Consider the following 23,278-nt stretch of genomic DNA (forward strand, 5'->3'; position numbering starts at 1 on the left):
CCGGCGAGGTGGGTGAGTGTCCGGTTGTCAGGCCGGTGCGGGTGCCGCCTTCTCGATGAACAGTTGTCGCGCTTTCGCTCGTTGCAGCTTCCCGCTGGTGGTCTTGGGAAGGCTGCGTCTCGGTACGAGGTGCACCTGGGCCACGGGCACACCGCTGCGTGCGCTGACCGCGGCCCGCACCGCCTGGCGTAGCTCCTCCTGCTGATCCGCGGTCACGTACGACTCGACGATGAGGTGCAGTTCCTCCGAGTCGCCGTCCTCGGGTCGGTGGCCGACCGCGACGACCGTGCCGAGGCGTACGCCCGGCACCGATTCGGCAGCCTGCTCGAAGTCCGACGGGAAGTAGTTGGCGCCGCGAATGATGATCAGATCTTTGGAGCGCCCGGTGATGCGGATCTCGCCGTCTCGCAGATAGCCGACGTCGCCGGTCTTCCACCAGTCCGGCTCCGCGATGGCCGCCGCGGTCTCCGCCGGCAGGCCGAAGTACCCCATCGTGCGCGAGGGGCTGCGGAACTGGATGTCGCCGATCCGGTTGTCGCCCAGCGGCTCTCCGTCGCCGTCGACGATGCGGACCTCGGTACCCACGACTGGCGCACCGCAGGCGACGACCTGCATCCCGCTCGCCTCCCCCGGGTCGACGTCGATCACCTGACCGTCGGTGGAGGCGGCCGTACGGTCGATGGTGTCGACCCGGACCGGCGCGTTGTGCGGCGACATGGTGATGGTCAGGGTGGCCTCTGCCATGCCGTAGCAGGGCATGAACACATCCGGCCGCAGGCCCCACTGCCGGAAGCGGTCGACGAAACGCTGGATGGTGCCGGGATGGATGGGTTCCGCTCCGCAGAACGCCATCCGCCAGGACGACAGGTCGACGCCCTCAAGGTCGCTGTCGCGGACCCGGTCGGCGGTGTAGCCGTAGGCGAAGTTGGGCGCCGCCGAGAGGGTTCCCCTCAGCGCACTGATGTTGCGTAGCCACTCGACCGGTGAGCGGAGGAACTGCGTCGGCGGCAGGAGGACGCTGCTGCTCCCGGTGTAGACGGGAACCATGATCCCCGAGATGAGGCCCATGTCGTGGTAGAGCGGAAGCCAGCTCACCGAGGTGTCCTCGGCCGACCATCCCGTCGCCACGGCACTCTGGGCCAGGTTCGCGGCCAGGTTGCCGTGCGAGATCATGACGCCCTTGGGGCGGCCGGTCGAACCGGACGTGCACTGGATGAACGCGAGATCGTTCTCGGACGGCAGCTGGAACCGTCCCACCGAGGCCTCGGCGGACGCGGCCCGCTCCTGCAGCACGTCCGCGTCGATGAACACCGTGTCCGTCACCGCCTCGGACGCCTGAACCACCGCGGCCCTGGCCAGGACCGCCGCCGGCCGCAGGTAGGCCACCAGATCCTTCACCTGGCCGTCGAATCCCGCCGCCCTGCCGAAGCTCGTCGGCACCGCGATCGCCGTCGGGGCGGCGCCGAGCAGCTGACACCCGAGGAACGCCGTCACGAAGGTCCAGCTCGTCGGCAGGCAGAACAGCACCCGGTCGCCACGACGCACGCCGTACTCGGCGAGGACCGCGGCACAACGCAGCGCGTCTTCGAACACCGTGTCGTAGCGGCGCGGCTCCACCCGCCCCGGCTCGGGTACCACCGACATGCCCGCCCCGTCCGAGCCGCGCTCCGCCTGGGCCATCAGGGCATGGATCACCGTCGGATAACTCGGCACAACTTCACTCATCAACCCCGCTCCTCACAACCTGGGACGGCCTTACTGACAGCCCTCAACCACATCCAGCACATCGCGCTCCCCCGCACGACGCGTCGTCCCGGCGGACCGCCGCGTTCGCCGGCGTCGAGACGCCTCACCACCGCACCGCCAGGGCGAACGCGAGGCCGTCCGCGTAGTGGGCCCACACCGGTACCGACCGGCCGCCGAAGGAGGCGATCAGCCCATCACCGGCCCGGAGCAGCTCGATTCGCCAGAACAGCAGGCCGCCGCCGACGGCCGTCCCGTCCAGCGCTTTGAACGCCGCCTCCTTGGCCGAGAACAGCTCGACCGGGCGGTACCGGCCGTCGGGCGCGAGCAGGGTGCGACGCTCCTGCTCGTACAGGACAAATTCGACCATGCGCTCGGTGACGGCCGCGTCCTCGATATCGACGCCCACCCCGGCGGCACCGGGGACCACCACCGCGACCGCCATCCGGTCGGTGTGCGCGATGGATCCGGGGTACCCGCCTGGAAAGGCCGGCCTGCCGCCGGCGACGCGCGGCACGCTCCGGACGACCGAACCCGCCGCGGCCAGCGCCGCAGCCGCAGCCTGACGGCCGGCCAGGAACTGCTCGCCCGGACCGTACGGCGGCGCCACCGGAGCCCATTCGAGGTACGTGCCCGGTGTGACGAGGGTTCCGAGTCCAGCGGTCACCGAAGTCACCTCACACGCGCAGCGCCACGACGTGGTCAGCCAACGAGCTGATCGAGCGCAGCACCTCCGGTTGGATGTCGTCGTCCCACTCGAAGCCGAATGCGTCCTCCATCGCCACGAGCAGGCTGACCAGCGCGGCGGAGGACAGCCCCTGCTGACGCAGCGACACCGTGTCCGACACGGTCCGGACGAAGCTGTCCGGGCCGTGCATCTCGACCAGCAGCTCCCGAATGCGCTGCCGGGTCGCTGCCACCTGTTCAGCCATTGTTGTCGACCTCATCGACGAACCTGGTCACCGACGTCGACCACTCGATCCTCTTCGGAACTGTTTCGAAATTGCTGAGCGCCAGGTTCGACGGACACTCAGGAACGTCACCAGCAGACACCGCATCCCCCTTGTTCATCCCCTGCGCGCCCGAGGCGCATTCGGGTGACTGCGTCACGTCCCGCCGACGCACTTAATGAGCGCATCCCAGTCTGGGAAGCGCCCGCCGGATGCCGTCTTCACGACGTCACCCGGTGCCGCAACAGCCGCGCTGATCTCGTGGCATCGCGCGGACTGCGCCCCTTCCCCAAACCGGCGGAACACTACCGTACGCTATCATCTGATCGACATGCTGCAATATATTAATTCTGCATACTCCGTTGTGTGCTTTCCACGCACGGGGCAATCAAGAATAGACCGGACCACACCGGCGAACCGCCGGGGAGCAGTTTGTCTTCCCGACGGCTCACAGATGTTGACAAATTCCGGATGCAACCTAACGGGCGTCACGCCACATAAAAGAGGTATTGATGCCGAGAATCGCCTCCTGGCTGACCACCCGGAAGCCGAACCTCTCGTAGAGCACGACGTTGCGGTCGACATCCGCCTGAAGGAACGCCGGCACCTGCTGCCGGTCCACGTCAGCGAGAAAGGCCGTGAGCAGCGCCGAGCCGATCCCGTACCCCTGCTGGCTCGGGTGGACGGCGATCGGTCCGATGTGCCAGTGGGGCTTGTGGGGTTCGTGCTTGGCGCGACCACCCACCACCTTCAAGGCACGCGGCAGTCCGAAGCCCATCGTGCGGACCTGCGACGGCACCGATTTGATCTTCTCGCGTACGGTCATCTGGCAGTGCGGCCACTCCGCGGCCTTGAGTACCCCGGCGAGCTCGCCCTCGCGCTCGGCGACGAGCACGTGGCTGGCCGTGTTGCCGAGCTTGAGGGTACGGGCGGCGTGTTCCATGATCCGGGCGGCCTTGTCGCGGTTGCCGCCGGCGATCGCCAGGTTGCTCGGGTTGATGGCGAACGCGAGGCCGACTATCCGGCTCGCCTCGGCCATCTCAGCGGGCGTGATCCGTCGTACGGTCACCTCGCTCATATACCAACCTCCGGTTGGGTAGTCAGTCCGGTGGGATGCCGCACCATCCACGGCGCCGTCGAGACGTCCGCCGCAGTGATCCGGGTGGGATGGAAGCCGTGTCGACCGGCCAGTTCCAGGGCGGACAGCACACCGTCGACCGAGAGTCCGCCGTAGGACGGGCTCGCCGCGGCCGGTTCCAGGCCGAGCAGAATGGTCTCGGCCAGGCACGAGTAGACGATGCCCGGCGGCAGCGTGATGCCCGGGAAGTGTGGTGTCTGCCCATCGGGGAGCCGGACCCGGCCACCGGACACGAGGGTGACGTTCGGCAGATCCGCCACCGCCGGGTGCGCGTCGCCCGGCACCGCGAGATCGCAGACGAGAACGTCCCGGTCGGCCGCCAGGTGGCTCGGCAGGATGACCGGGTCGGCCGCGTTCGTGGCGCTCACCACGATCGGGCAGTCACGCAACGCGTCGAGGTCCTCGGCGACCGAGACGTCGACCAGGTGCGCCATCCGTTTCGCGACCGCGGCGAGCCTGCGCCCGGATCCGGGTCGGCCGACGAGGACGAGCGAGTCGCAGTGCGGGGCGACCAGGTCGGCCATCACCGCGCCGATGTTGCCGATGCCGCCCACCAGCCCGACCCGACGCGTACCGGAACCGCTGCTGCTCAGGTGGCGTTGGAGCAGGTCGTACGCGCAGGCCGCGGTGAGCGAGTTGCCGGAGGTGACGCGTACCTCGTGCTCGATCACGTCCCGCCCGGCACCGGTGACGATCGAGGTGTAGCCGCCCAGGCCGACCACGTCGCCGCCGAGGGCGACGCCCAACTCCACCGCGTCCAGTACCGTCCGGGACAACCAGGGCCGATGCCCCGCACGCAGCGCGTCGACCGCCTGGGCGGCGGTGAACGGCACCGCCACCACGCTGACATCGGCCACGCGCCCGGTCGCTGAGGTCACCCGGTGCCGGACCACCTCGAACGGATTCAGTTCGCCACGCATCCGGTCCAGGGCCGCCGCGCACCGCCTGTCCGACCACTCCGCCAGTTCGGGTGCCAGGGAGCGCACCGTGGACGCGTTGTCGAGATTGGCGAGGAACACCACGTGCGGAACGTCCTCGTCGCGGCGCTTCCGGCGGGCACGGGGAGGCGACGGCACATGCTGACGCGGTCGCCAGGCTCCCGTCGGTGGCACGGCCAGGTGCGACAGCAACGTCGCGTAGTCACCCTTGGCGAGCAGGCCGGCCACGTCGTCGAAGGCCGCGACGGCCCGCTCGATGTCCTCGGGTTCGAGCAGAGCGGACGGCTGCACGCGTACGGTCGTGGGCGCGGACAGGGTCGGCATGACCCGCACCTGATGTGCGCGCAGTAACCGACCCGCGATCAGGAAACCGAGCGACTCGGCGTCGAAGACGGCGCGCAACAGGGCCGACTCGGGCTGCGGCAGACGAAACTCCACGCCGATGAGCAGCCCCCGACCGCGGACCTCCACGACCGCCTCCGGCCACCGCGCCGCCACCTTGGCGAGTCGGTCCCGCAGCTCCGCGCCGGTCGCGGCGATGCGGTCGCGATGACTCTCGTAGAGCTCCAGCGCGGCCGTGGCGATCAGCGCGGAGAAGTCGTCCTCGGCGAAGGTGGACGTGTGGTGTCGGCCGAAGTCGGCGACGTAACGGTCGGTGGCGACCATCATCGCCGAGATCTTGGTCAGTCCACCGCCGAGCGACTTCGACAACAGATAGTAGTCGGCGACCACACCGGACGGCTCGGACGCCAGGAACGTGCCGGTACGACCCATGCCGCACTGGATCTCATCGAACACCAGCGCGGCATCGTGCCGGTCGGCCAGCCTCCGCAGAGCGGCGAGGGTCTCGGTCGGAACTTCCCGCACCCCGGCCTCGCCCTGCACCGGCTCGGCGAAACAGGCCGCCACCGTTGACAGGTTGCGGGCCCGGGACTGCGGCACCCCGTCCGCGTCCACGGTGACGGTGCAGACCTCGACCAGCCGGTCGTCCAGCGCCGCCACCACCGCCTCGGGCGTCCAGTCGGACAGCCGCACCCGCCGGGGTCCCGGCACGTGCAGGTCCTCGGGCACGTTGGAGCCGTGGGTCAGGGTGCCCGCGGCGGTCGTCTTGCCGTGGAACGCGTCGCGCAGCGAGACCAGCACCGGCTCGGCCCGCAGCAGCTCGGTGATCTTCTCGATCGCCTCACCGACCACCTCGCCGCAGCGGCGTCCGGTCGCCGGCCCGCTGCCGCACGGAGAGTCGACGATGCCGTCGCGGTGCAGCCGGCGCAGGGACCGTTCGAGCTCTTCCCGCAGCGCGCCGAGCCGCCTGCGTCGTTCGACCACGGCGTGCTTGACCGCGGCCTCCACCGCCTCCGCACCGGTGGACCCGAGCGTCACGACGTAGTCCACGCCGGTGGTGGCCCGCACGAGCGCCGACAGCTTCGCGGCCAGCACTGCCGCCCCCGGGCGGATGCTGGCCTGCGCGTTGAAGGGAAGCTGCTCGTCGAGGCACCGTCGGGCCACCGCGACCAGCGCCGGATGGTTGTGCCCGAACAGCGAGGAGCCCGCACCGCCGACCAGGTCGAGGACCTGGTCGGCGGTCTCGGCCCCGTCCGCCGATTCCGGCGTGAGGTGGTCGCCGTGCCCGCGGCGGTACGCCACGTCGAGGTTGAGTGCCTGGAACAGGCGGCCCAGTTCCGGGCGGGCGTAGCGACCGAAATCGAGGTCGGTGCTCACGGCTGGCCGATCCCGTTTCCGACCCGTACGGTCATCGACGCGGTGACCTGGTCCACGACGTCACGCAGTGTGTGCATAGACGCCGCCTGTCCATCGGACATCTGCACCTCGAAGAGGGACTCCATCTCCACGATCAGATCGATCGACCGCACGGAGTCCAGGCCGTAATCCGCCAGTGGCGTGTCCGGATCCAACTCCGGCACCTGCAACCGACGACGGAACAGTTCGTCAACCACATCCAGAACTTCGCGATCCACTGCGCTCCCCCTCCTCACGCAAAGCGCCGTCCCGCCCGGCGCTTCGACAGCCGCCTCGTCGGTCGAGCGCGCCTCGACCGGGCCTTCCCGACCGTCACCTGGTCAGGCACGGGTTTCGACCTCGTCGATGAACTTCGCGACCAACGCCTGGAAACCCGCCGTGTCGTCCAGGAACGGCAGGTGGCCCGCTCCCGGCATGATCTCGTAGCGACCGTTGGGAAACTTCTCGGCCAGTTCCTTGGCCCCGGAAGGGCTCAGCAACACGTCGTCGTCACCAATGACCACCAGGGTCGGTGCCTCGATCTGAGCCAACACGTCCGCGCTCGTCTCGCCGGTCAGTGCCAGCTTCAACCCGTTGACCAGATCCTCCTTCGTCGACAGAGCCAGGAAGCTCTCCCGCAGTCCGAGGAAACCCGGGGTGCCCAACTCTTCGATCATTTCCGCGCCGAACACCTCCGGGTACAGGTGCGCGTACAGCGCCGCCATCCCGTGCTGCTCCAGCGTCAGCAGCCACGCCCGCTGCACCAGACGATGACGACGCATTCCCCGGGGGCCGAGCGCCGGCCCGGCCAGCACGATCCCCTTGACCCGGTCCGGGTGCTTCAGGGCCACATCCCGCGCCAACACCGTGGAGATCGAGGTCGACAACAGGTACGCCTGGTCGATCTCCAGCGCATCCAGCAGCCCGACGACGTCCTCGACGTGCTCGTCCCACGTCGGGTACTTCTCCGGGTGCGACGACCGGCCATGACCGCACAGGTCGTAGCTCACCACGCGATGGCCCACCGACAACTCGTCCGTGAACACCCGCCACGTCGGAGTGGTCATGAAGAAGTTGTTGAGCGTCAGGACGACCGGACCGGCACCTGTCGACTCGTAGTACAGCTCGACACCCTCCCGCCCACGGGCCCGCACCGCGTCCTCGCGGTACGCCACCTCAAGACGCTCGAGAACCTCACCAGCAGACACAGCATCCCCCTTATCCCAGTTCAATACGTTCAGCAGCAGGAAGTACGCCGGCGAACCCGGCGACGACATCGGCTGCCGACGTCTCGCCGGAGACCGATTCGCACGACAGGCCGCAGTACATCGCCATCTCCTCGATGCGGCCGGTGGTCGCCACGGTGGGCACCGCGGCGCTGAAGCGGGGCACCAGGTACGAACGGTCCTCGACCTTCGTCCGGCCGATGAACTTCTTCGGTTGCCCCGGGTCCTCGGTCACCGGTGTGGCCAGCACCCGGTGCCGCCGACCCGGCCACCCGATCTCGTAGACGTCGGTGATCACGGTGTCGGCGCCGTCCGCCGCGCAGACCGCCGTCTTGAAGTGGGGATGGGCCCAGGACTCCCGGGCCACGACGAACGCCGTCCCCAGCAGCACGCCGTCGGCTCCGGCGGCTATCGCCTGCTCGGCGTCGGCCGGGGACCCGATGCCACCCGCTGCCACCACGCAGGCGGTGGGCACCCGGTCGCGCAGCCGGGCGACCAACTCGTCGCGGCGCGACACACCGAGCAGGTGTCCGCCTGCCTCGATGCCCTGCGCCACCACGACAGCGCCCCGTTCCGCCACCCGTACGCCATCGTCCACGGTGCCGACCTGGACCACGAGAGCCCGGCCGGTGGCGGCGACGCGCTCGAACACCGTCTCCTCGGGCATGCCGAACAGCGACACGTAGACGTGCGGCGGAGTCTCGGCGAGCACCTGCGCCACCTGGCGGTCGAGGTCGTCGGGACCGACCACCTCCGGGATGAGATTCACTCCGACCGGTCGCGACGTGCCCGCGACCAACCGGCTCAGCACCGCTGACAGTGCCTCACCCATCAGCTTGTAGCCGCCCACGCAGCCGGCCGCTCCGGCGTTGGAGACCGCGCACGCCAGCTCCGTGCCCGCGACGCCACCCATGCCCGACTGGAGCAGGGCCACGTCGGTGCCGAGCACCGTCGCCACGCTCGATCGCATCAGCCCAGGCTCTCCACTGCGGACAGCGCGGCCTCGACACCACCGAAGCGCGCGGTGAGCGTGTGCACCCACCGCTCGACGCCGAACGCCAGACAACTGGTGTGGGCGGTATCGGCGCCGGCCTGGATCTCGCACCGCTCGCCGAAGAAGTTCCGGTGGTAGTTGACCGAGCCGATGGCCAGGCCGTCGACGACGAACTCCTCCTTCACCGGGAACAACCGCTGCATCTTCGCCTTGCCGCTGTTCTTGTCGAAGAACGGGTCCGTGGCCACCTCGAGCTTGACGTCAAGGCCGAGCTCGGCGCACAGCGCCAACACCGCGTCCTTGGCCCGACCGAGGTGCTGCTTGGCACCCTCCTCCTGGCCGATGAAGACGATTTCCCGCATGGAGAAGCCGAGCAGCCGCTGTAGGCCGTCGTAGTGCTCCTCGTTGCGGAAACAGGTGCCCAACGTGGTCCGCAGGACTCCGTCTGCCGGCAGCACCGACCCGGCCAGGTCCAGGTAGATCGCGTAGCAGGCGGCCGAGGGCAGGGCGAACTCGGCGGGCCGCAGCACGTCGGCCGGCACCTGTTCCAACGGCCGGGACGCCCCAGCCAGCAGGCTGCCCACCCGCTCCGGGTCGAGCCGAGCGGCCGCCAACCCGAGATGCGGGAAGTTGTCGTAGTAGTCGAAGGTGTCCAGGTCGCGGGTGCGCAGCAGGAACGGGAACCGGAACTCCTCGGCACTCCAGCCGTCTCCGAGTCGCCGGAACACCGCGTCGATCGCCCTCAGCAATCGCAGCTGGCCGCCGTCGAGGACCCGCAGGCCATTGTCGGTAACGGTAGTCATGACGCCGCCTTCTGCTTCAGAAACCGCGCCCCGATCGCGTTGAGGGTGCGGAAGTCGTCGAGGTCGAGGTCCTCGGGGTCGATCGACTCGCCGGTCAGTTCCTCCAGCAGGAAGATGAACTCGACGAAGGCGAGCGAGTTGATCGCCCGGCTGTCGATCAGGTCGAGGTCGTCGTCCAGCTTGTCGAGTTTGGGATTGCGGTCCAGGATGAAGTCCCGCACCGCCTGCATCGGTTCGGTCCTCACTTGACCAGTTCCCTGCCCACGCCGGCCTTCGTCAGGAAGCTGCGCGTCCGCTTGAGGATCCGCTCGTGCGCGGCGTGTCGGGCCGGGTGCTCCAGTGCTCGGCGGCGCAGCGCCAACGCGTCCGGGATGCCGGCGTCGCGGTAGGCCGCCGGGTTGTAGAGCGTGGCGATGCTGTACCGCAGGTAGTTCTCCAGGTACTCGGCGACCAGCGGCACTTCGGCCGGGTCGCGCTTGGCCACCTGACCGAGCAGGTTGGTGAAGATCATCCGCCCGAACGCCACGTGCCGGCTCTCGTCCTGGTGGTGCACGCGGTTGATCTCGCGGGCGATGTGCGGCAACGACTCGTCGGTGGCCATGTACGCGTTGTAGTGGTCCACGATCTCCTCGAAGATGAGGATGCGGGCGAACACCACCAGCTCGCGGGCCACCTGCGACAGGTGTTCCACCGAGTCGGCCTGCAGGGACGGCTGGGCCGGGTACAGCTTGCCGCCATAACGCAGGCAGAACTGCGCGAAGAACCACATGTGCTCGTTTTCCTCACCGATGAAGTGGTGCAGGAACTCCGAGACGTTCGCGTAGGTCCGCTCGTGGATGCGCATCACCACTTCGCTCATCAGCTCGCGGATGCCGTGGATGTTGAGGCTGAAGAAGTTGATGGCCTCGTACTTGGTCAACGCGATCTGCTGCTCGCGGGTGAGCTCGTCCCACATGGGCGTGCCCGCGAGGGTCGTCAGGCTCTCGCTCATCCACGGCATGTCCGGCTCGATGGCGTCCGGCCAGTCGAACAACGTGTACGGGTTGTAGTAGCCGGACTCGGCCATGTGCTCGAGCCGGTCCAGCTCCAGCTCGATCGGTTCGATCTCTCGTACCGCCATTGTCAGTCGTCCTCCCCGATAGGTGGTTCAAGAGGTCAGGTTCACCGCGCCGACCTGATGTCGGCACGCAGCAGCGCCGGCTGTGCCGACCCACATTCGTGGTATCCGAAGGACGCGTTGCCGGCGGCGGTCGACGGGATGACCTTGTTGTAGATCGAGCCGAGGCACAGCTCCTGGAACTGCTCGGTGTTGGCGGACAATCGCGCCGCGAGCTGGGCCTTGGCGATGTCGACCGTCTTGGTCACGCCGTCGTCGTCCGTCACCTCGACGCATGCGTGCGGCAGGTCGAGTGCGCCGCCGAGCACCCCGGTGAACCAGCCGCGCTTCGCCTCCGCGCGGTAGCCCGCCGCGCGGAACCGCTCGGCCAGCAGCAGGCTCGCCGCGATGCAGCTCGTCACCCCGAGTTCGTGCACCAGCGCGTAGTCGGCCTGCATCGACACGGGGATCATCTGCCAGCGGTAGCCGGCGTGCAGGTAGTCGCGGGTCAACGTGCGCAGGGTCGGGGAAACCAGCGGGGTACGCGCGCCGGTGTTGGTGACGGTCGCGGCGTACTCCGCCGACCCTTCGCTCGGCGTGAGCGGCGTGATCTCCTCCAGCTGGCCCCCGAACCGGACCACGTCGGGCCCCTCCAGCCGCCACGGCGCCACCCCCGAGCACTCGTGGCACTCCAGTCGGACCCGGAAGCTCCAGGTCTTCGGCCGCAGCAGGTCGTCGAGCGACCGGCCCGCGAACCGGAACAGCATCCGGAACGCCAGCTCCGGCTGAGTGTTCGACCGGTACGAGTACATGCCGAGGTTGTAGAGGTCGTTGGGGTCGAAGTAACGTACGCCGTCCCGCTCCTCGACCGGCAGACCGGCATCGACCAGTCGCTCCACGTCGGCCGAGTCGCAGTGCAGCATCTCCCGGGCCACCGACTCCGGCTGCGTCTTGCGCGAGAACTCTTTGGGAACGAACTCGATCGATTCGGCGACTTTTTCCCACGGCGGACACTCAGTCGCTTGTTGCTGTGGCACGGTCTCTCCCCCAGGCAGCTTCAACCGGGTCTGCAACCGGGTCAACGCCGGTCACGACCGCACAGGATTACGAAACACCCGACAATGGGCCATCAGTATGATTCGCTACATTCAGCCGGGCCCTGCCTGACCCCGCGGAACACCAACGCACGCTACCACTCGTCCAACGTCACGCAATCCGTTAATTCTGCATATGCCACTGTGCGCTTCCCACGCATCGCGCGATTGCGACGATTCCTCCGTAACTGCGGCAGCCGCCTTCGACGGCCTCACCGGCAAACACTCCCGCGACCAGCGGAAAGGCATCTCTACGGCCACGTATGAGCAGCTCATGGCACCTTCCTCTGGTGTCGGACACCCGACCCACATCGGGCCACCGACGACCATGTGTCAAGGGTCACATAATCAAAACGTTATATGGCTACTAAATGAAGGTCGGGCCACCGGTCGGGGTACCGCCGACATCACCACCGAAACCGCCCCGAGCCACGCCCCACAACGGGTGGCATATTTATTTTTGCAGGTTGCACGGACGCCCGGGGCCGGCACCTCTTCGCCACGTCGGATTGCCGACTCTCGCAGAACTGTTGGCATCTCCACGACAGCTCACTCTGTGTGCATTCTTCATGGTCGTATTCCGAATCGGCGCCGGTATCGTATGGTGCGGCACAGCGGACGCCCAGCGCGTCGTCACGGTGCAGCGTGGCGGGCGCGGATCGGCGGGTCACGGTCGCCCAACCAAGCCATCGAAGGGGCCAACATGCCGTTGGATCGGATACTGCGCAGTCTCATCGCCTGGCAACATGCCGACGGTGCGCCGCCCCCGCTCCGTACGATGCCGGTCGAGCAGGCCCGCGAGCGCTACCGGGCAAGTGCCATTCGTCCCCGGCGCCAGGACGGCGGTCCGGATCGAACGGTGGTCGTCGACGAGAAGATCGACAGTTTGGACGGCACGCCGATCCGGTCCAGGGTGTACACGCCGCGTGCCGACGCCGACCGGGTGATCACTTACCTGCACGGCGGCGGCTGGGTGACCGGCGACCTCGACACGCACGACCTGGCCTGTCGGGTGCTCGCGGCGTCTCTGGGCGCGGTTGTCGTCTCCGCCGACTACCGCAGAGCGCCGGAGTTTCCGTACCCCACACCCCTGCACGACGCCATCTCGGTCGCGCGCTGGACCGGCCGGATGTTCCCCGACCGCGACCACGTGCTCGCCGGCGACAGCGCGGGTGCCCAGCTCGCCCTCGGCGTCGCCCTCGACGCCCGTGCCAACGGCGGCCCGCGCATCGCCGCGCTGCTGCTGATGTATCCGCCAGTCGACCCGAGCCTGCGGATCGCCGGCGCCGGTGCGCACACCGAGGGGTACCTGCTGTCCGTCGACGACCTGGCCTGGTGCTACGAGCAGTACCTTCCCGATCCACGGCACCGGAACGATCCCGGCGTCGATCTGCTGCGCGCGGACCTGCACGGTCTACCACCGACGGTCGTCGCCACGGCCGAGTTCGACCCGCTGCAACGCGAGGGCGAACTGCTGGTCGAGAGCCTGCACGCCGCCGGCGTGCCCGCCCGGCACGTACCCGGGCCGGGCCTGGTGCACGGCTCGTTTCTGATCCAGGACATCGTGCCCGCCGCGGCGACCAACGCGCAGCAGGTCATTCGGGAGATCGACGCCGTCCTCACCTCCGCCCGCCGACCCGCCCCATGACCGGCCGCCACCTTGTTGGGACGGCCGGACGCGGTCACGAGGTCGCGGTCGCCAGTGGCTGCCAGTCGGTGTAGACCGGGTCCAGGCCGTCCCCGAGGAACAGCCGACGCATCTCCGCACGCTTGACCTTGCCGCTCGTCGCGCGCCGGACGCCACCCCGGCGCAGCAGGACGATTCCGTCGGGCCGGACACCGAAATCGCGGCTGAGCGTACGCGTGATCTCGTCGGCCAGGTGACGCAGCCGCTCCTCGGACGGCCGCCCATTGATCTCGGAGACCACGACCAGGGCGTTGCCGGACCTGGATTCGTCGCGCGGCACGGTGAAGACCGCACCGATGATGCCCAGACCGGGAATCTGTGCCCGCAACGCCCGCTCGATCTCCTGCGGGTAGAGGCAGCGACCATCCACGACGAGCAGTTCGGCCGTCCGCCCGGTCACGTACAGCTCACCCTCGTGCATGGTGCCGAGATCCCCCGTGCGGACGTAGCCGTCGACGGTGACCGTCCGGTCGGTCGCGGCCTCGTCGCGCCAGTAGCCACGGGAGACGCTGGGACCGCGTACCCAGATTTCGCCGATGGCCCCGGCGGGCAGCGCCGCACCGGTGGTCGGGTCGACGATCAGCACCTCGACGTGGCGCGGTGTGCCACAGCTGACCACACCCGGACCCGCGTCGGTGGGAGTGAACCTGTGTCGCTCCAACCCATGCTCGTCGACCCTGGTCACGACGGCCTTCCGGAACGGGTCCGCCGAGACGAGCAGCGTCGCCTCGGACAGGCCGTAGCAGGGGCACACCACGTCGTCGCGCAACCCGGCCGGAGCGAACCGCTTCGCGAACGCCTCCAGCGTCTCGGCGTGCACCCGTTCCGCTCCGTTGACTCCGATACGCCATCGGGACAGGTCCAGCCCGCTCAGTTGGGTGTCGGTGACCCTGGCGCGACACATCTCGAAGGCGAAGTCCGGGGCGGCGGACACCTGGATGTCGTACTTGTCGATCATGCGTAGCCAGCGGTGCGGCTGCCGGATGAAGGCGGCGGGGTGCATCAGTACGCAGCCGCCCCCCACCAGCAGGGCAGGCAGCAGGTGACCGAAGAGTCCCATGGCGTGGTGCAGCGGGACCCAGCCGCCGAGTCTGGTCTCGGTGGTCAGCCCGTACACGCGGCGCTGGTTCTCCACGTCGTGCAGGAGGTTGCCGTGGCTGACCGGCACGCCCCGGGGTTCGCCGACGGTGCCCGAGGTGTACTGGATGATCGCGAGTGTGTCGTGGTCCAGTTCGCTGGGGGACCACGATTCCGCCTCCGGTACGGCGGGACTGTCGGTGGCCAGCAGCGGCAGGTCGGACAACCCGACCGCCTGCGCCCACGTCAGGACGGCGGAGCGGTTGGCCGTGTCGGTCAGCACCGCCGACGGCCCGGCGTTCTCGGCGATCCCTCGGGCGCGCGACCGCTCATGGGGATAACGCCCCGGCAGCGGTGCCGGCACCGCGACCATCCCGGCGTAGAGACAGCCCACGAGCGCCGCAGCGAAGTCGAAGCCGGTGGGATACAACAGCAGCACCCGGTCGCCGGCCGGGTGACGCGCCTGAAGCCACGCCCCGATCCTCCTTGCCTCGGCATCCAGTTGAGCGAACGACCAGCGCCGGTGACCGTCGGGACGATCGATGTCGTCGACGACGATCAGCGCGGCGCGCTCCGGTGTCGTCCGGGCGTGCCCACGGATCGCGGTGGCGGCACTCGCGGTGAGCGACAGATCAATCATTGCCCCGGTTCCTCTCCCTGCCGTATGCACGAACCGTCAGCACCACGAATGACCTGCGAGGCGCTCCAGGAAGCCAGTGAACGACGGAGGACGCGTTGGTCGCGCATGTGCCGTCGGTTGAACGGAGAACCGCTTCGATCAGCAGGCTAGCACCGGCCGCAGGGGCCATCCACCGGACCAGCGCCACTACTGAGAAATGCACACCCTGAGCATTAGAAACGCATCCGGATGCGGTACCTCATAGACCGGAGCTTCGCCAGCATAAAGCCGCCCTTCAGTGCAAGGAAAGGTTCCGTAAAGAAATCCGACCGGGTGCGCTGAATGGACCGGGGCGACTCACCCGACTCACTCAGATCCAGTGCGACTCCCGGGCGATCCGCAGCGCGTCGATCCGGTTGCGAGCGTTGAGCTTCGCGACGACCGACGACAGATAGTTACGCACCGTGCCGTCGGAGAGGCGCAGCCGAGCCGCGATCTCACCAACGGTGTCCCCCTGGTAGACGTGGGTGAGCACCGAAAGCTCGCGGGGCGTGAGTGGGCAGTCCCCGTTGCCCAGAGCGGCCACCGTCAGTTCCGCGTCGAAGACGCGTTCGCCGAGGTGGACGCGACGGATGGCGTCGAAGAACTGGCGGGGCGGGACGTCGCGCTGCACCAGCCCCGCGATCTCTCCCGCGAAGGCCCGGCGCACGACCGGCCGGGTGAACGAGGTCGCGAGCAACATGCTTCGGCAACCCGGGACGCTTGCCACCTTCTCGGCGAACGCCACCGCGTCGCTCTCCTCGCGCTGAAAGCTGATGATCACCACGTCGGGCCGATGCAGCTCGGCGAAATCCAACGCGTCCAAATAGTTACTCATCGATCCGACGACGCAGAACTCCTCCTCCTGCCCCAAGAGGGCAGTGAGCGCAAAACGGGACAGATGCAGAACGTCGGACACGAGCACGTCGATTGCCACTTATTCCCTCCAGACGGTTCCCCGACCGCGCCGTTGGGGGCCCAGCGCGCACCCTCGACGTCATAATGTCACACGCGTACGAAAATCTGAAGGTCGATATCTGACAGTGCCGGACGTGCAATTTGCTACCACTGTGGACATTCGCTGGATCAAGATTGCGACAAGCATGACAGTGTCAAATTCGCGATAGATGTCCGGCCTTCTGCCGATCGGACCAGGGGGTCCTCAAGATCGCGGCACCGCCGACCCGAGGCGGTGGCGGACAGCCGTGCCACGTCGCCTCCTCGGCGTCCGCGTCAGGGAAGGCGACCGGTCACCAGATGGTCCGGCGCGCGCATCCGCCACGCGTCGGTGATCAGCTCGTCGAGCCGCTCGACGGCGACCGCCGCCAGGCGCACCATGACCAGGGGAAGCCCGTCGTAGGCCGGGGTGGTGAAGAACAGTGTCGGCTCACCGAGGAGCAGCGCCTGCTTCTCGGCCTCGTCGCCGACGTACAACACGGCGATGTCGGTGCGGATGACGCGCGGCTTTCCCGGCCGGCGCTCGGGGTAGGACCAGATGAAGCCTTTGTCCGCGACCCGGAAGTCGAAGCCGTCGCTGTCGATCTCCACGGCGTACGGTAGCGCCAGAGCCAGCCGGCGTACGTCGGAGGCGTCAGCCATCGCCTGTCCCTGAGATCACCGGTCGCGGCATGCCGAGAGGCTAGCCGCAGACTCCGACATCGCCACCACCGGGAGCAACCGCCACCACGCTTCTTCGCCTCGTCGTACAGCTGCTCCTTGGCGACCGTACGGGCCGCGATCCGCTCGGCGCGGCTGGTGGACCGACCTGCCCGCCGCATCAGCCGGGTGGCGGGACGAACGACGTCCGCCCCATCCACCCGGGACGCCGATGACTCAGGAGGTGAACTTGTCCAGCGCCAACTCGATGGCACCGCTGTCCGGCTGGGCGTACGCCCTCATGGTCTCCTTGTTGTAGGAGATGAAACTCGGGCACCGCACCGCCGGGGCGTTGACCCGGCCGCCCTCACCGATCTTCTCACCGGTCTTGGCGGCGTAGAAGCTCAGCGTGTAGCGCGAGGACACGTAGTCGACGGTGACCTGCTTGTCGTCGCGGTCCTTGTACTGGCACTTGCGGGGCGTGCCCTCGCTGCCCTGCTCGAAGGTGAGGCAGCCGACGACGGAGACCGACGCCCACTCGGCGGTCTTGGCGTAGTACGGCTTGTCGAAGCCGACGGACTTGCTCAGCCAGGACTCCGGACGCTCCGGGGAGTTGGCGAACGTGTAGACCTTGGTGCCCTTCGCTCCGGTGTAGGGCGCGGCGTTGAGGATCGGGCTGCCTTCACACACGGCGGACATGTCGCTGGAGTTACGGGCAGTGACCGCGTTGTTGTTGTCCGGCTGCTCCTCCGCGGGCGGGACGACCGACGGCGCCTCGGTCGGGGCACCGGGCGCGTCGCTCCGCTGGCCCGCGACGGGTTCCCCCTCCTCGTCACCGGCCAGCACGAAGAAGCCGATGACGCCACCACAGGCGACGAGCACCGCCATCACGGCCGCGCCGATTCCCAGACCGAGCCAGAGACCCTTGTTCGAGGACTTCGTCGGCTGCGGCCCGTAGGGCGGGGGTGGCGGCGGCACCGGCGCACCGTACGGGGAGGGGTAGCCGGCCGGAGTGACCGGCGAGCCCGGCGGACCGACCGGGGAGCCGGGTGGTGTGCCCCAGGGGGCGGCGTTCGGATCCGGCTGTTGCCCACCGTACGGAGGATGGCTGTCACTCATCTGATGCCCTTGTCGAAGTCGTGAGGTTACCTGGCCGATGATCACAGCCAGGGTAGTGAGCAGCGCAAGTCCGGGGGCATCGACTCCCCGGCCATCCAGCCGGCGGACGTCGCGCCTGGATTACCGGTGTGCCGGCGTCACCCGGCGGGTACCTATCGGACACCGCAGAGGAGGACGAGATGACGACCGACCCGAGGTACACGCCGATCGCAATGACCGGAACCGGCAAACTGGTGGACGAAGACGGCGACACCGGCACCGAGTTGGTCGGCGCGGACGACGCGGCCGCCGACGCCGCACGAGCCGGCGCCGACATCGATCTGGCAGCGGCAGAACGGGACACCGATCCGACTCCCGTCGGCGCTGCCGATGCCGAGGCCGACCGGCGACGGGCCGCCGGCGAGGACTGAGTCGGCCCCATACCGAACTGTGGCCCCGGGACGTCGTCCCGGGGCCACAGTTCATCCCACGCTTCGATGCATCGAAATATTGCATCATCGTTTCAAGGCCACGTAGGCTGCGGTGGGAGCGCTCCCGGCCTTCTCGTCCCTCGCCGCCGGAGTGCCGTACCCCCACCACCACGACCGGATTGCGATGGTCCACCATGAAGCAACCTCTGCGGCGCCTGCTGGTCGCGACCGGTGCCGTCGGCGCATTGACCCTCGGCGCGTTGACGGCCCTGCCCACCACCAACGCGATGGCCGCGACCGGCTGTTCCGTGACCTACACGACGAACAGCTGGTCCGGCGGGTTCACCGCGAGCGTCACGGTCACCAACCTCGGCGACCCGGTCAGCGGCTGGACGCTCGGCTTCAGCTTCCCCGACAGCGGTCAGCGGCTCACCCAGGGCTGGTCGGCCACCTGGAGCCAGAGCGGCAGCTCCGTCACCGCGCAGAGCGCGAGCTGGAACGGATCGCTCGGCACCGGAGCCAGCACCAACATCGGCTTCAACGGCAGCTTCACCGGTGCCAACCCGTCACCGAGTTCGTTCACGCTCAACGGCACCGTGTGCACGGGCTCGACCACGCCGACCACTCCCCCGCCGCCCACCACGCCGCCGACGACGACCAACCCACCGACCACCCCGCCGCCACCGGGCACCCAGACCCCGGTCGGCATCAACGGGCAGCTGCGGGTGTGCGGGGTCAACCTCTGCAACCAGTACGGTCGACCGATCCAGCTGCGCGGCATGAGCAGCCACGGCATCCAGTGGTTCGGCAACTGCTACAACCCGGCCTCACTCGACGCGCTCGCCACCGACTGGCGCGCCGACCTGTTCCGCATCGCGATGTACGTGCAGGAGCAGGGCTACGAGACCGATCCGGCCGGCTTCACCAACCGGGTGAACAGCCTGGTCGAGGAGGCCACCCGACGCGGGATGTACGCCATGATCGACTTTCACACGCTGACCCCGGGCGACCCGATGTACAACCTGGAGCGGGCCAAGACCTTCTTCGCCACCGTCTCGGCCCGGCACGCCGCGAAGAACAACGTGATCTACGAGATCACCAACGAGCCCAACGGGGTCGGCTGGTCCACCATCAAGAACTACGCCGAGCAGGTCATCCCGGTGATCCGGGCCAACGACCCGGACGCGGTGATCATCGTGGGCACGCGCGCCTGGTCCTCGCTGGGCGTCTCCGAGGGGGCCACCCACTCCGAGATCGTCAACAACCCGGTGAACGCCAGCAACATCATGTACGCGTTCCACTTCTACGCCGCGTCGCACAAGGACAACTACCGGGCCGAGGTGGAGCGGGCCGCCGCCCGGCTGCCACTGTTCGTCACCGAGTTCGGCACTGTGGACTACACCGGTGACGGGGGTGTCGACCTGGCCAGCAGCACCCAGTGGCTCGACCTGCTCGACCGGCTGAAGATCGGTTACGCCAACTGGACCTTCTCCGACAAGGCCGAGGGCAGCGCCGCGTTGCGGCCGGGCACCTGCAACGGCAGCAACTACACCGGCACCTCGATGCTGACCGCCTCCGGTGTCTTCATGCGCGACCGCATCCGCACCCCGGACAACTTCCCCACCAGCTGATCCGAGCGCACCACCACCACGCGGCCCCGGCGGTACACCGCCGGGGCCGCACTTGTGCGCCGGCTCAGCTCACGTCGGGCACCGGGCCGATCAGCGAATCGGCGGGCCCGGCGGAGCCCGCCCGGTACTCCTGTAGCGGCACCGCACCGGCCTTCCAGGCAGCCAGCACCGGCTCCACGATGCGCCAGCACTCCTCGGCGACGTCGGCGCGGACCGACAGGGTCGGATCGCCCTCGAAGGCGCCGCGCAACACCTCGCCGTACGCGGGCAGCTCGCCGGGGCCGAAGTCCGCCGTCAGGTTGACCTGCTCCAACTCGAAGGGATTCCCGGGACCGTTGATGTTGAGATCCAAACCGAGCTGATCGGGTCCGAAGCCGATCCGGAGCCGATCCGGCCGGTCGTAGCCGGTCAGGCCGTCGGGCACCCGGGTCGGCTGCTTGAAGGTGATGATCGCCTCTTTGCGTACGGTGTCCATCGCCTTTCCCGAGCGCAGCCGGAACGGCACTCCCGCCCAGCGCCAGGTGTCCACCGTGACCGCCAGCTCCGCGAGCGTCTCCGTGCCCCGCGCAGGGTCGACGCCGGGCTCGTCGGCGTAGTTCGGCATCCGCCGCCCGTCGATCTCTCCTGCGGTGTACCGGCCCCGCCGGCTGGCCGCCACCGGATCGTCGTGCCACAGCCGGGTGGCCCGCAACACCTGCGCCTTGCGTCCCCGCACCTCCTCGGCCCGCAGCGTCGGCGGCGGATCCATAGCGAGCAGGGCCAGCACCTGGAGCAGGTGGGACTGCACCATGTCCACCAACGCCCCGGCACCGTCGTAGTAGCCCGCCCGCCCTTCCAGGCCGAGCGTCTCGTCGAAGACGATGTCCACGCAGGCCACGTGCGAGGAGTTGAGCACCGGCTCGAAAATCCGGTTGGCGAAGCGCAGGCCGAGCAGGTTGAGCACCGTCGACTTGCCGAGGAAGTGGTCGATCCGGTGGACCTGGTGCTCCGGTACGAGGGTGGCCAGCAGTTCGTTGAGCGAGCGAGCCGAGATCCGATCGACCCCGAAGGGCTTCTCCAGCATCAGCCGGGTGCCGGGTGGCACCCCGATGCGGGCCAGCGCGGCGGCCGAACGGGCCGTCACCAGTGGCGGCAGCGCGAAGAAGATCACCAGCGGCCCGGTACAGCAGCCGAGCAGCGACCGCAGGTCCTCCTCGCGAGTCACGTCGGCCGGCACGTACCGCGTCTCCCGGATCACCTCGGACTCCACCGGGCCCACCGCGCCGACGGCCCCGAAGGAGTCGGCCACCCGACGCCGCCAGCGCTCGTCGTCCCAGCCATCCATGCCGCTGCCGATCAGCCGCAGGCCGGGCACCGCCCCGGTTGCCACCAGTCGACCCAGCCCGGGCAGCAGCAGCCGCCCGGTCAGGTCACCGCTGGCGCCGAGCACCAGCAGGGTCTGCCGTACGCCGGTGGCGGCGGGTTCTGCGGGGACAGCTGCGGGGGCGCTCGATGCCGGCGTCGTCATGCCACCACCATGCCCTGTCCCGGCGACCGGCAAGCACCGGACCCCGTGGACTCGCCGGCCGTTCGCGCACCGCATCCGGGTCGGTGCGGATCGTCACCCCGGTGTGGTCCGCAGATCCCACAGGTCGTGGTGTCGGGCTGGCGAGCCGATCTTCATGTGGCAGTCTGGTCTCACCGTCGGCCGGGACGAGGCCGGCGGTGTGCCCGACCCTGCGAGGAGACGATCTATCCGATGGCTGCGGACGTCACCAGCACCGACGAGTGGCAGGCCCTGCGCAAGCACGCCGACGAGATCCGCGGGACGCACCTGCGGGATCTCTTCGCCACCGATCACGGCCGCGGCCGGCGGTTGACCGTCGAGGTGGCCGACCTCTACGTCGACTACAGCAAGAACCTGGTCACCGACGAGACGTTGCGCCTGCTGACCGCCCTGGCCGAGCGGGTCGGGCTGACCGACCGGATCGCCGCGATGTTCGCCGGCGCCCACATCAACGGGACCGAGAATCGCGCGGTGCTGCACACCGCGCTGCGGCTGCCGCCCGACGCCACGCTCACCGTCGACGGACAGGACGTGGCAACCGACGTGCACGCGGTACGGGAAAGGATGGCCGAGTTCGCCGAGAAGGTACGCTCCGGCCAGTGGCGCGGGCACACCGGCGAGCGGATCCGCACCGTGGTCAATATCGGCATCGGCGGTTCCGACCTGGGGCCGGTGATGGCGTACGAGGCGTTGAAGGCGTACCGCGACGGCGGCCTGAGCTGCCGCTTCGTGTCGAACATCGACCCCACCGACATCCACGACACCACCGCCGATCTGGACCCGGCCACCACGTTGTTCGTGGTGGTGTCGAAGACCTTCTCCACGCAGGAGACCCTGGCCAATGCCGAGCAGGCCCGGCGGTGGCTGCTGGCCGGCCTCGACGCGGACGCCGACGCGGTGGCCCGCCACTTCGTCGCGGTCAGCACCAACGCCCGGCGGGTGGCGGACTTCGGCATCGACCCGGCCAACATGTTCGGCTTCTGGGACTGGGTCGGCGGACGGTACTCGCTGCCGTCGGCGGTGGGCCTGTCGGTGATGCTGTCCATCGGGCCGGCGCGCTTCGACGAGATGCTGGCCGGCTACCACGCCGTGGACGAGCACTTCCGGACCGCACCGCTGGCCGGCAACGCGCCGGTCCTGCTCGGCCTGCTCAACGTCTGGTACACCAACTTCCTGGGCGCGCAGACCCACGCGGTGCTGCCGTACTCGCAGTACCTGCACCGGTTCCCCGCCTATCTGCAACAGTTGACCATGGAGAGCAACGGCAAGTCGGTACGCACCGACGGCCGCCCGGTGTCGTACGACACCGGGGAGATCTTCTGGGGCGAGCCCGGCACCAACGGCCAGCACGCCTTCTACCAGCTGCTGCATCAGGGCACCCGGCTGGTGCCGGCGGACTTCATCGCCTTCAGCGAGCCCAACCACGACATCGGCGACATGCACGACCTGTTCATGTCGAACTTCTTCGCCCAGACCGCGGCGCTGGCCTTCGGCCGGACCGCCGAGCAGGTCGCGGCCGAGGGGACCGCGGCCGACCTCGTGCCGCACCGGGTGATGGCCGGCAACCACCCGAGCACGTCGATCGTGGCCGACCGGCTCACCCCGGCCACGCTCGGCCAGTTGGTCGCTCTCTACGAGCACATCGTGCTCACCGAGGGCGCTATCTGGGACATCAACCCGTTCGACCAGTGGGGTGTCGAGCTGGGCAAGGTGATGGCCAACCAGCTCGCCCCGCTGCTCACCGGCGACCGACCCGAGCTGGCCGAACTGGACTCCTCCACCGCCGCGCTGATCCGCCGTTACCGCGTCCAGCGTCAGCGGGACTGAGCCCGGGA

The 23,278-nt window shown here is 68.8% G+C and carries 21 protein-coding genes; 4 read left to right on the forward strand and 17 right to left on the reverse strand.

Annotated features, from left to right (window positions below):
• Nucleotides 1-27: 27 nt before the first annotated feature.
• The 12 genes from O7601_RS23090 to O7601_RS23145 all read right to left on the reverse strand — a co-directional run bounded on the left by O7601_RS23090 (nucleotide 28) and on the right by O7601_RS23145 (nucleotide 11,662).
• The gene (locus O7601_RS23090) at nucleotides 28-1,725 is read right to left on the reverse strand and encodes a fatty acyl-AMP ligase (RefSeq protein WP_281563177.1); all 1,698 of its coding nucleotides are present in this window, start codon (nucleotides 1,723-1,725) and stop codon (nucleotides 28-30) included.
• Between the two features lie 124 nt (nucleotides 1,726-1,849).
• Nucleotides 1,850-2,410, reverse strand: coding sequence for a 4'-phosphopantetheinyl transferase superfamily protein (locus tag O7601_RS23095; protein ID WP_281563178.1), 561 nt, complete (start codon nucleotides 2,408-2,410; stop codon nucleotides 1,850-1,852).
• Between the two features lie 10 nt (nucleotides 2,411-2,420).
• A complete protein-coding gene (locus O7601_RS23100; protein WP_281563179.1) occupies nucleotides 2,421-2,675 on the reverse strand; it encodes a phosphopantetheine-binding protein in 255 nt (84 codons plus the stop codon).
• Between the two features lie 496 nt (nucleotides 2,676-3,171).
• Nucleotides 3,172-3,771, reverse strand: coding sequence for a GNAT family N-acetyltransferase (locus O7601_RS23105; protein ID WP_281563180.1), 600 nt, complete (start codon nucleotides 3,769-3,771; stop codon nucleotides 3,172-3,174).
• Nucleotides 3,768-6,488 carry an aminotransferase class III-fold pyridoxal phosphate-dependent enzyme gene (locus tag O7601_RS23110; protein ID WP_281563181.1) on the reverse strand — a complete coding sequence of 907 codons (2,721 nt, stop codon included), beginning with the start codon at nucleotides 6,486-6,488 and terminating at the stop codon, nucleotides 3,768-3,770. Before O7601_RS23110 ends, O7601_RS23105 begins: the two co-directional genes overlap by 4 nt.
• Nucleotides 6,485-6,745, reverse strand: coding sequence for an acyl carrier protein (locus O7601_RS23115; RefSeq protein ID WP_281563182.1), 261 nt, complete (start codon nucleotides 6,743-6,745; stop codon nucleotides 6,485-6,487). The genes O7601_RS23110 and O7601_RS23115 overlap by 4 nt, the downstream gene beginning before the upstream one ends.
• Nucleotides 6,746-6,847: 102 nt before the next feature.
• Nucleotides 6,848-7,681, reverse strand: coding sequence for an alpha/beta fold hydrolase (locus O7601_RS23120; protein ID WP_281563183.1), 834 nt, complete (start codon nucleotides 7,679-7,681; stop codon nucleotides 6,848-6,850).
• Between the two features lie 43 nt (nucleotides 7,682-7,724).
• On the reverse strand, nucleotides 7,725-8,702 hold the full coding sequence (locus O7601_RS23125) for a nitronate monooxygenase (protein WP_281563184.1): 978 nt from the start codon (nucleotides 8,700-8,702) through the stop codon (nucleotides 7,725-7,727).
• Nucleotides 8,702-9,529: a hypothetical protein gene (locus tag O7601_RS23130; protein WP_281563185.1), complete on the reverse strand. Its 828-nt coding sequence runs from the start codon at nucleotides 9,527-9,529 to the stop codon at nucleotides 8,702-8,704. Before O7601_RS23130 ends, O7601_RS23125 begins: the two co-directional genes overlap by 1 nt.
• Entirely contained in the window at nucleotides 9,526-9,774 is a 249-nt protein-coding gene (locus O7601_RS23135; protein ID WP_281563186.1) for a phosphopantetheine-binding protein, read from the reverse strand. Before O7601_RS23135 ends, O7601_RS23130 begins: the two co-directional genes overlap by 4 nt.
• Nucleotides 9,771-10,649: a diiron oxygenase gene (locus tag O7601_RS23140; protein ID WP_281563187.1), complete on the reverse strand. Its 879-nt coding sequence runs from the start codon at nucleotides 10,647-10,649 to the stop codon at nucleotides 9,771-9,773. Before O7601_RS23140 ends, O7601_RS23135 begins: the two co-directional genes overlap by 4 nt.
• A 41-nt stretch (nucleotides 10,650-10,690) precedes the next feature.
• The gene (locus O7601_RS23145; RefSeq protein WP_281563188.1) at nucleotides 10,691-11,662 is read right to left on the reverse strand and encodes a hypothetical protein; all 972 of its coding nucleotides are present in this window, start codon (nucleotides 11,660-11,662) and stop codon (nucleotides 10,691-10,693) included.
• Between the two features lie 760 nt (nucleotides 11,663-12,422).
• On the opposite strand from O7601_RS23145, the gene O7601_RS23150 reads away from it, so the two are divergent.
• Nucleotides 12,423-13,367: an alpha/beta hydrolase gene (locus O7601_RS23150; RefSeq protein WP_281563189.1), complete on the forward strand. Its 945-nt coding sequence runs from the start codon at nucleotides 12,423-12,425 to the stop codon at nucleotides 13,365-13,367.
• A gap of 34 nt (nucleotides 13,368-13,401) precedes the next feature.
• Here the strand turns inward: O7601_RS23150 and O7601_RS23155 are convergent, their stop codons facing one another.
• From O7601_RS23155 to O7601_RS23170, 4 genes are all read right to left on the reverse strand, one after another.
• The gene (locus O7601_RS23155) at nucleotides 13,402-15,123 is read right to left on the reverse strand and encodes a fatty acyl-AMP ligase (RefSeq protein ID WP_281563190.1); all 1,722 of its coding nucleotides are present in this window, start codon (nucleotides 15,121-15,123) and stop codon (nucleotides 13,402-13,404) included.
• A 349-nt stretch (nucleotides 15,124-15,472) separates the two neighbouring features.
• Entirely contained in the window at nucleotides 15,473-15,979 is a 507-nt protein-coding gene (locus tag O7601_RS23160; RefSeq protein WP_281563191.1) for a response regulator transcription factor, read from the reverse strand.
• Nucleotides 15,980-16,374: 395 nt separating this feature from the next.
• Nucleotides 16,375-16,740 (reverse strand): hypothetical protein, encoded by a 366-nt coding sequence (locus tag O7601_RS23165; RefSeq protein ID WP_281563192.1) that lies wholly within the window; start codon nucleotides 16,738-16,740, stop codon nucleotides 16,375-16,377.
• Nucleotides 16,741-16,974: 234 nt separating this feature from the next.
• Entirely contained in the window at nucleotides 16,975-17,856 is an 882-nt protein-coding gene (locus O7601_RS23170) for a hypothetical protein (protein WP_281563193.1), read from the reverse strand.
• A gap of 179 nt (nucleotides 17,857-18,035) precedes the next feature.
• On the opposite strand from O7601_RS23170, the gene O7601_RS23175 reads away from it, so the two are divergent.
• Nucleotides 18,036-18,266 (forward strand): hypothetical protein, encoded by a 231-nt coding sequence (locus O7601_RS23175; protein WP_281563194.1) that lies wholly within the window; start codon nucleotides 18,036-18,038, stop codon nucleotides 18,264-18,266.
• Nucleotides 18,267-18,460: 194 nt separating this feature from the next.
• Nucleotides 18,461-19,897 carry a cellulase family glycosylhydrolase gene (locus O7601_RS23180; protein ID WP_281563195.1) on the forward strand — a complete coding sequence of 479 codons (1,437 nt, stop codon included), beginning with the start codon at nucleotides 18,461-18,463 and terminating at the stop codon, nucleotides 19,895-19,897.
• Between the two features lie 64 nt (nucleotides 19,898-19,961).
• Here the strand turns inward: O7601_RS23180 and O7601_RS23185 are convergent, their stop codons facing one another.
• The gene (locus tag O7601_RS23185; protein WP_281563196.1) at nucleotides 19,962-21,404 is read right to left on the reverse strand and encodes a glucose-6-phosphate dehydrogenase; all 1,443 of its coding nucleotides are present in this window, start codon (nucleotides 21,402-21,404) and stop codon (nucleotides 19,962-19,964) included.
• Nucleotides 21,405-21,635: 231 nt separating this feature from the next.
• On the opposite strand from O7601_RS23185, the gene pgi reads away from it, so the two are divergent.
• Entirely contained in the window at nucleotides 21,636-23,270 is a 1,635-nt protein-coding gene (gene pgi / locus O7601_RS23190) for a glucose-6-phosphate isomerase (protein WP_281563197.1), read from the forward strand.
• Nucleotides 23,271-23,278 lie beyond the last annotated feature (8 nt).

The organism is Verrucosispora sp. WMMD573 (assembly GCF_027497175.1).
GTDB lineage: Bacteria > Actinomycetota > Actinomycetes > Mycobacteriales > Micromonosporaceae > Micromonospora.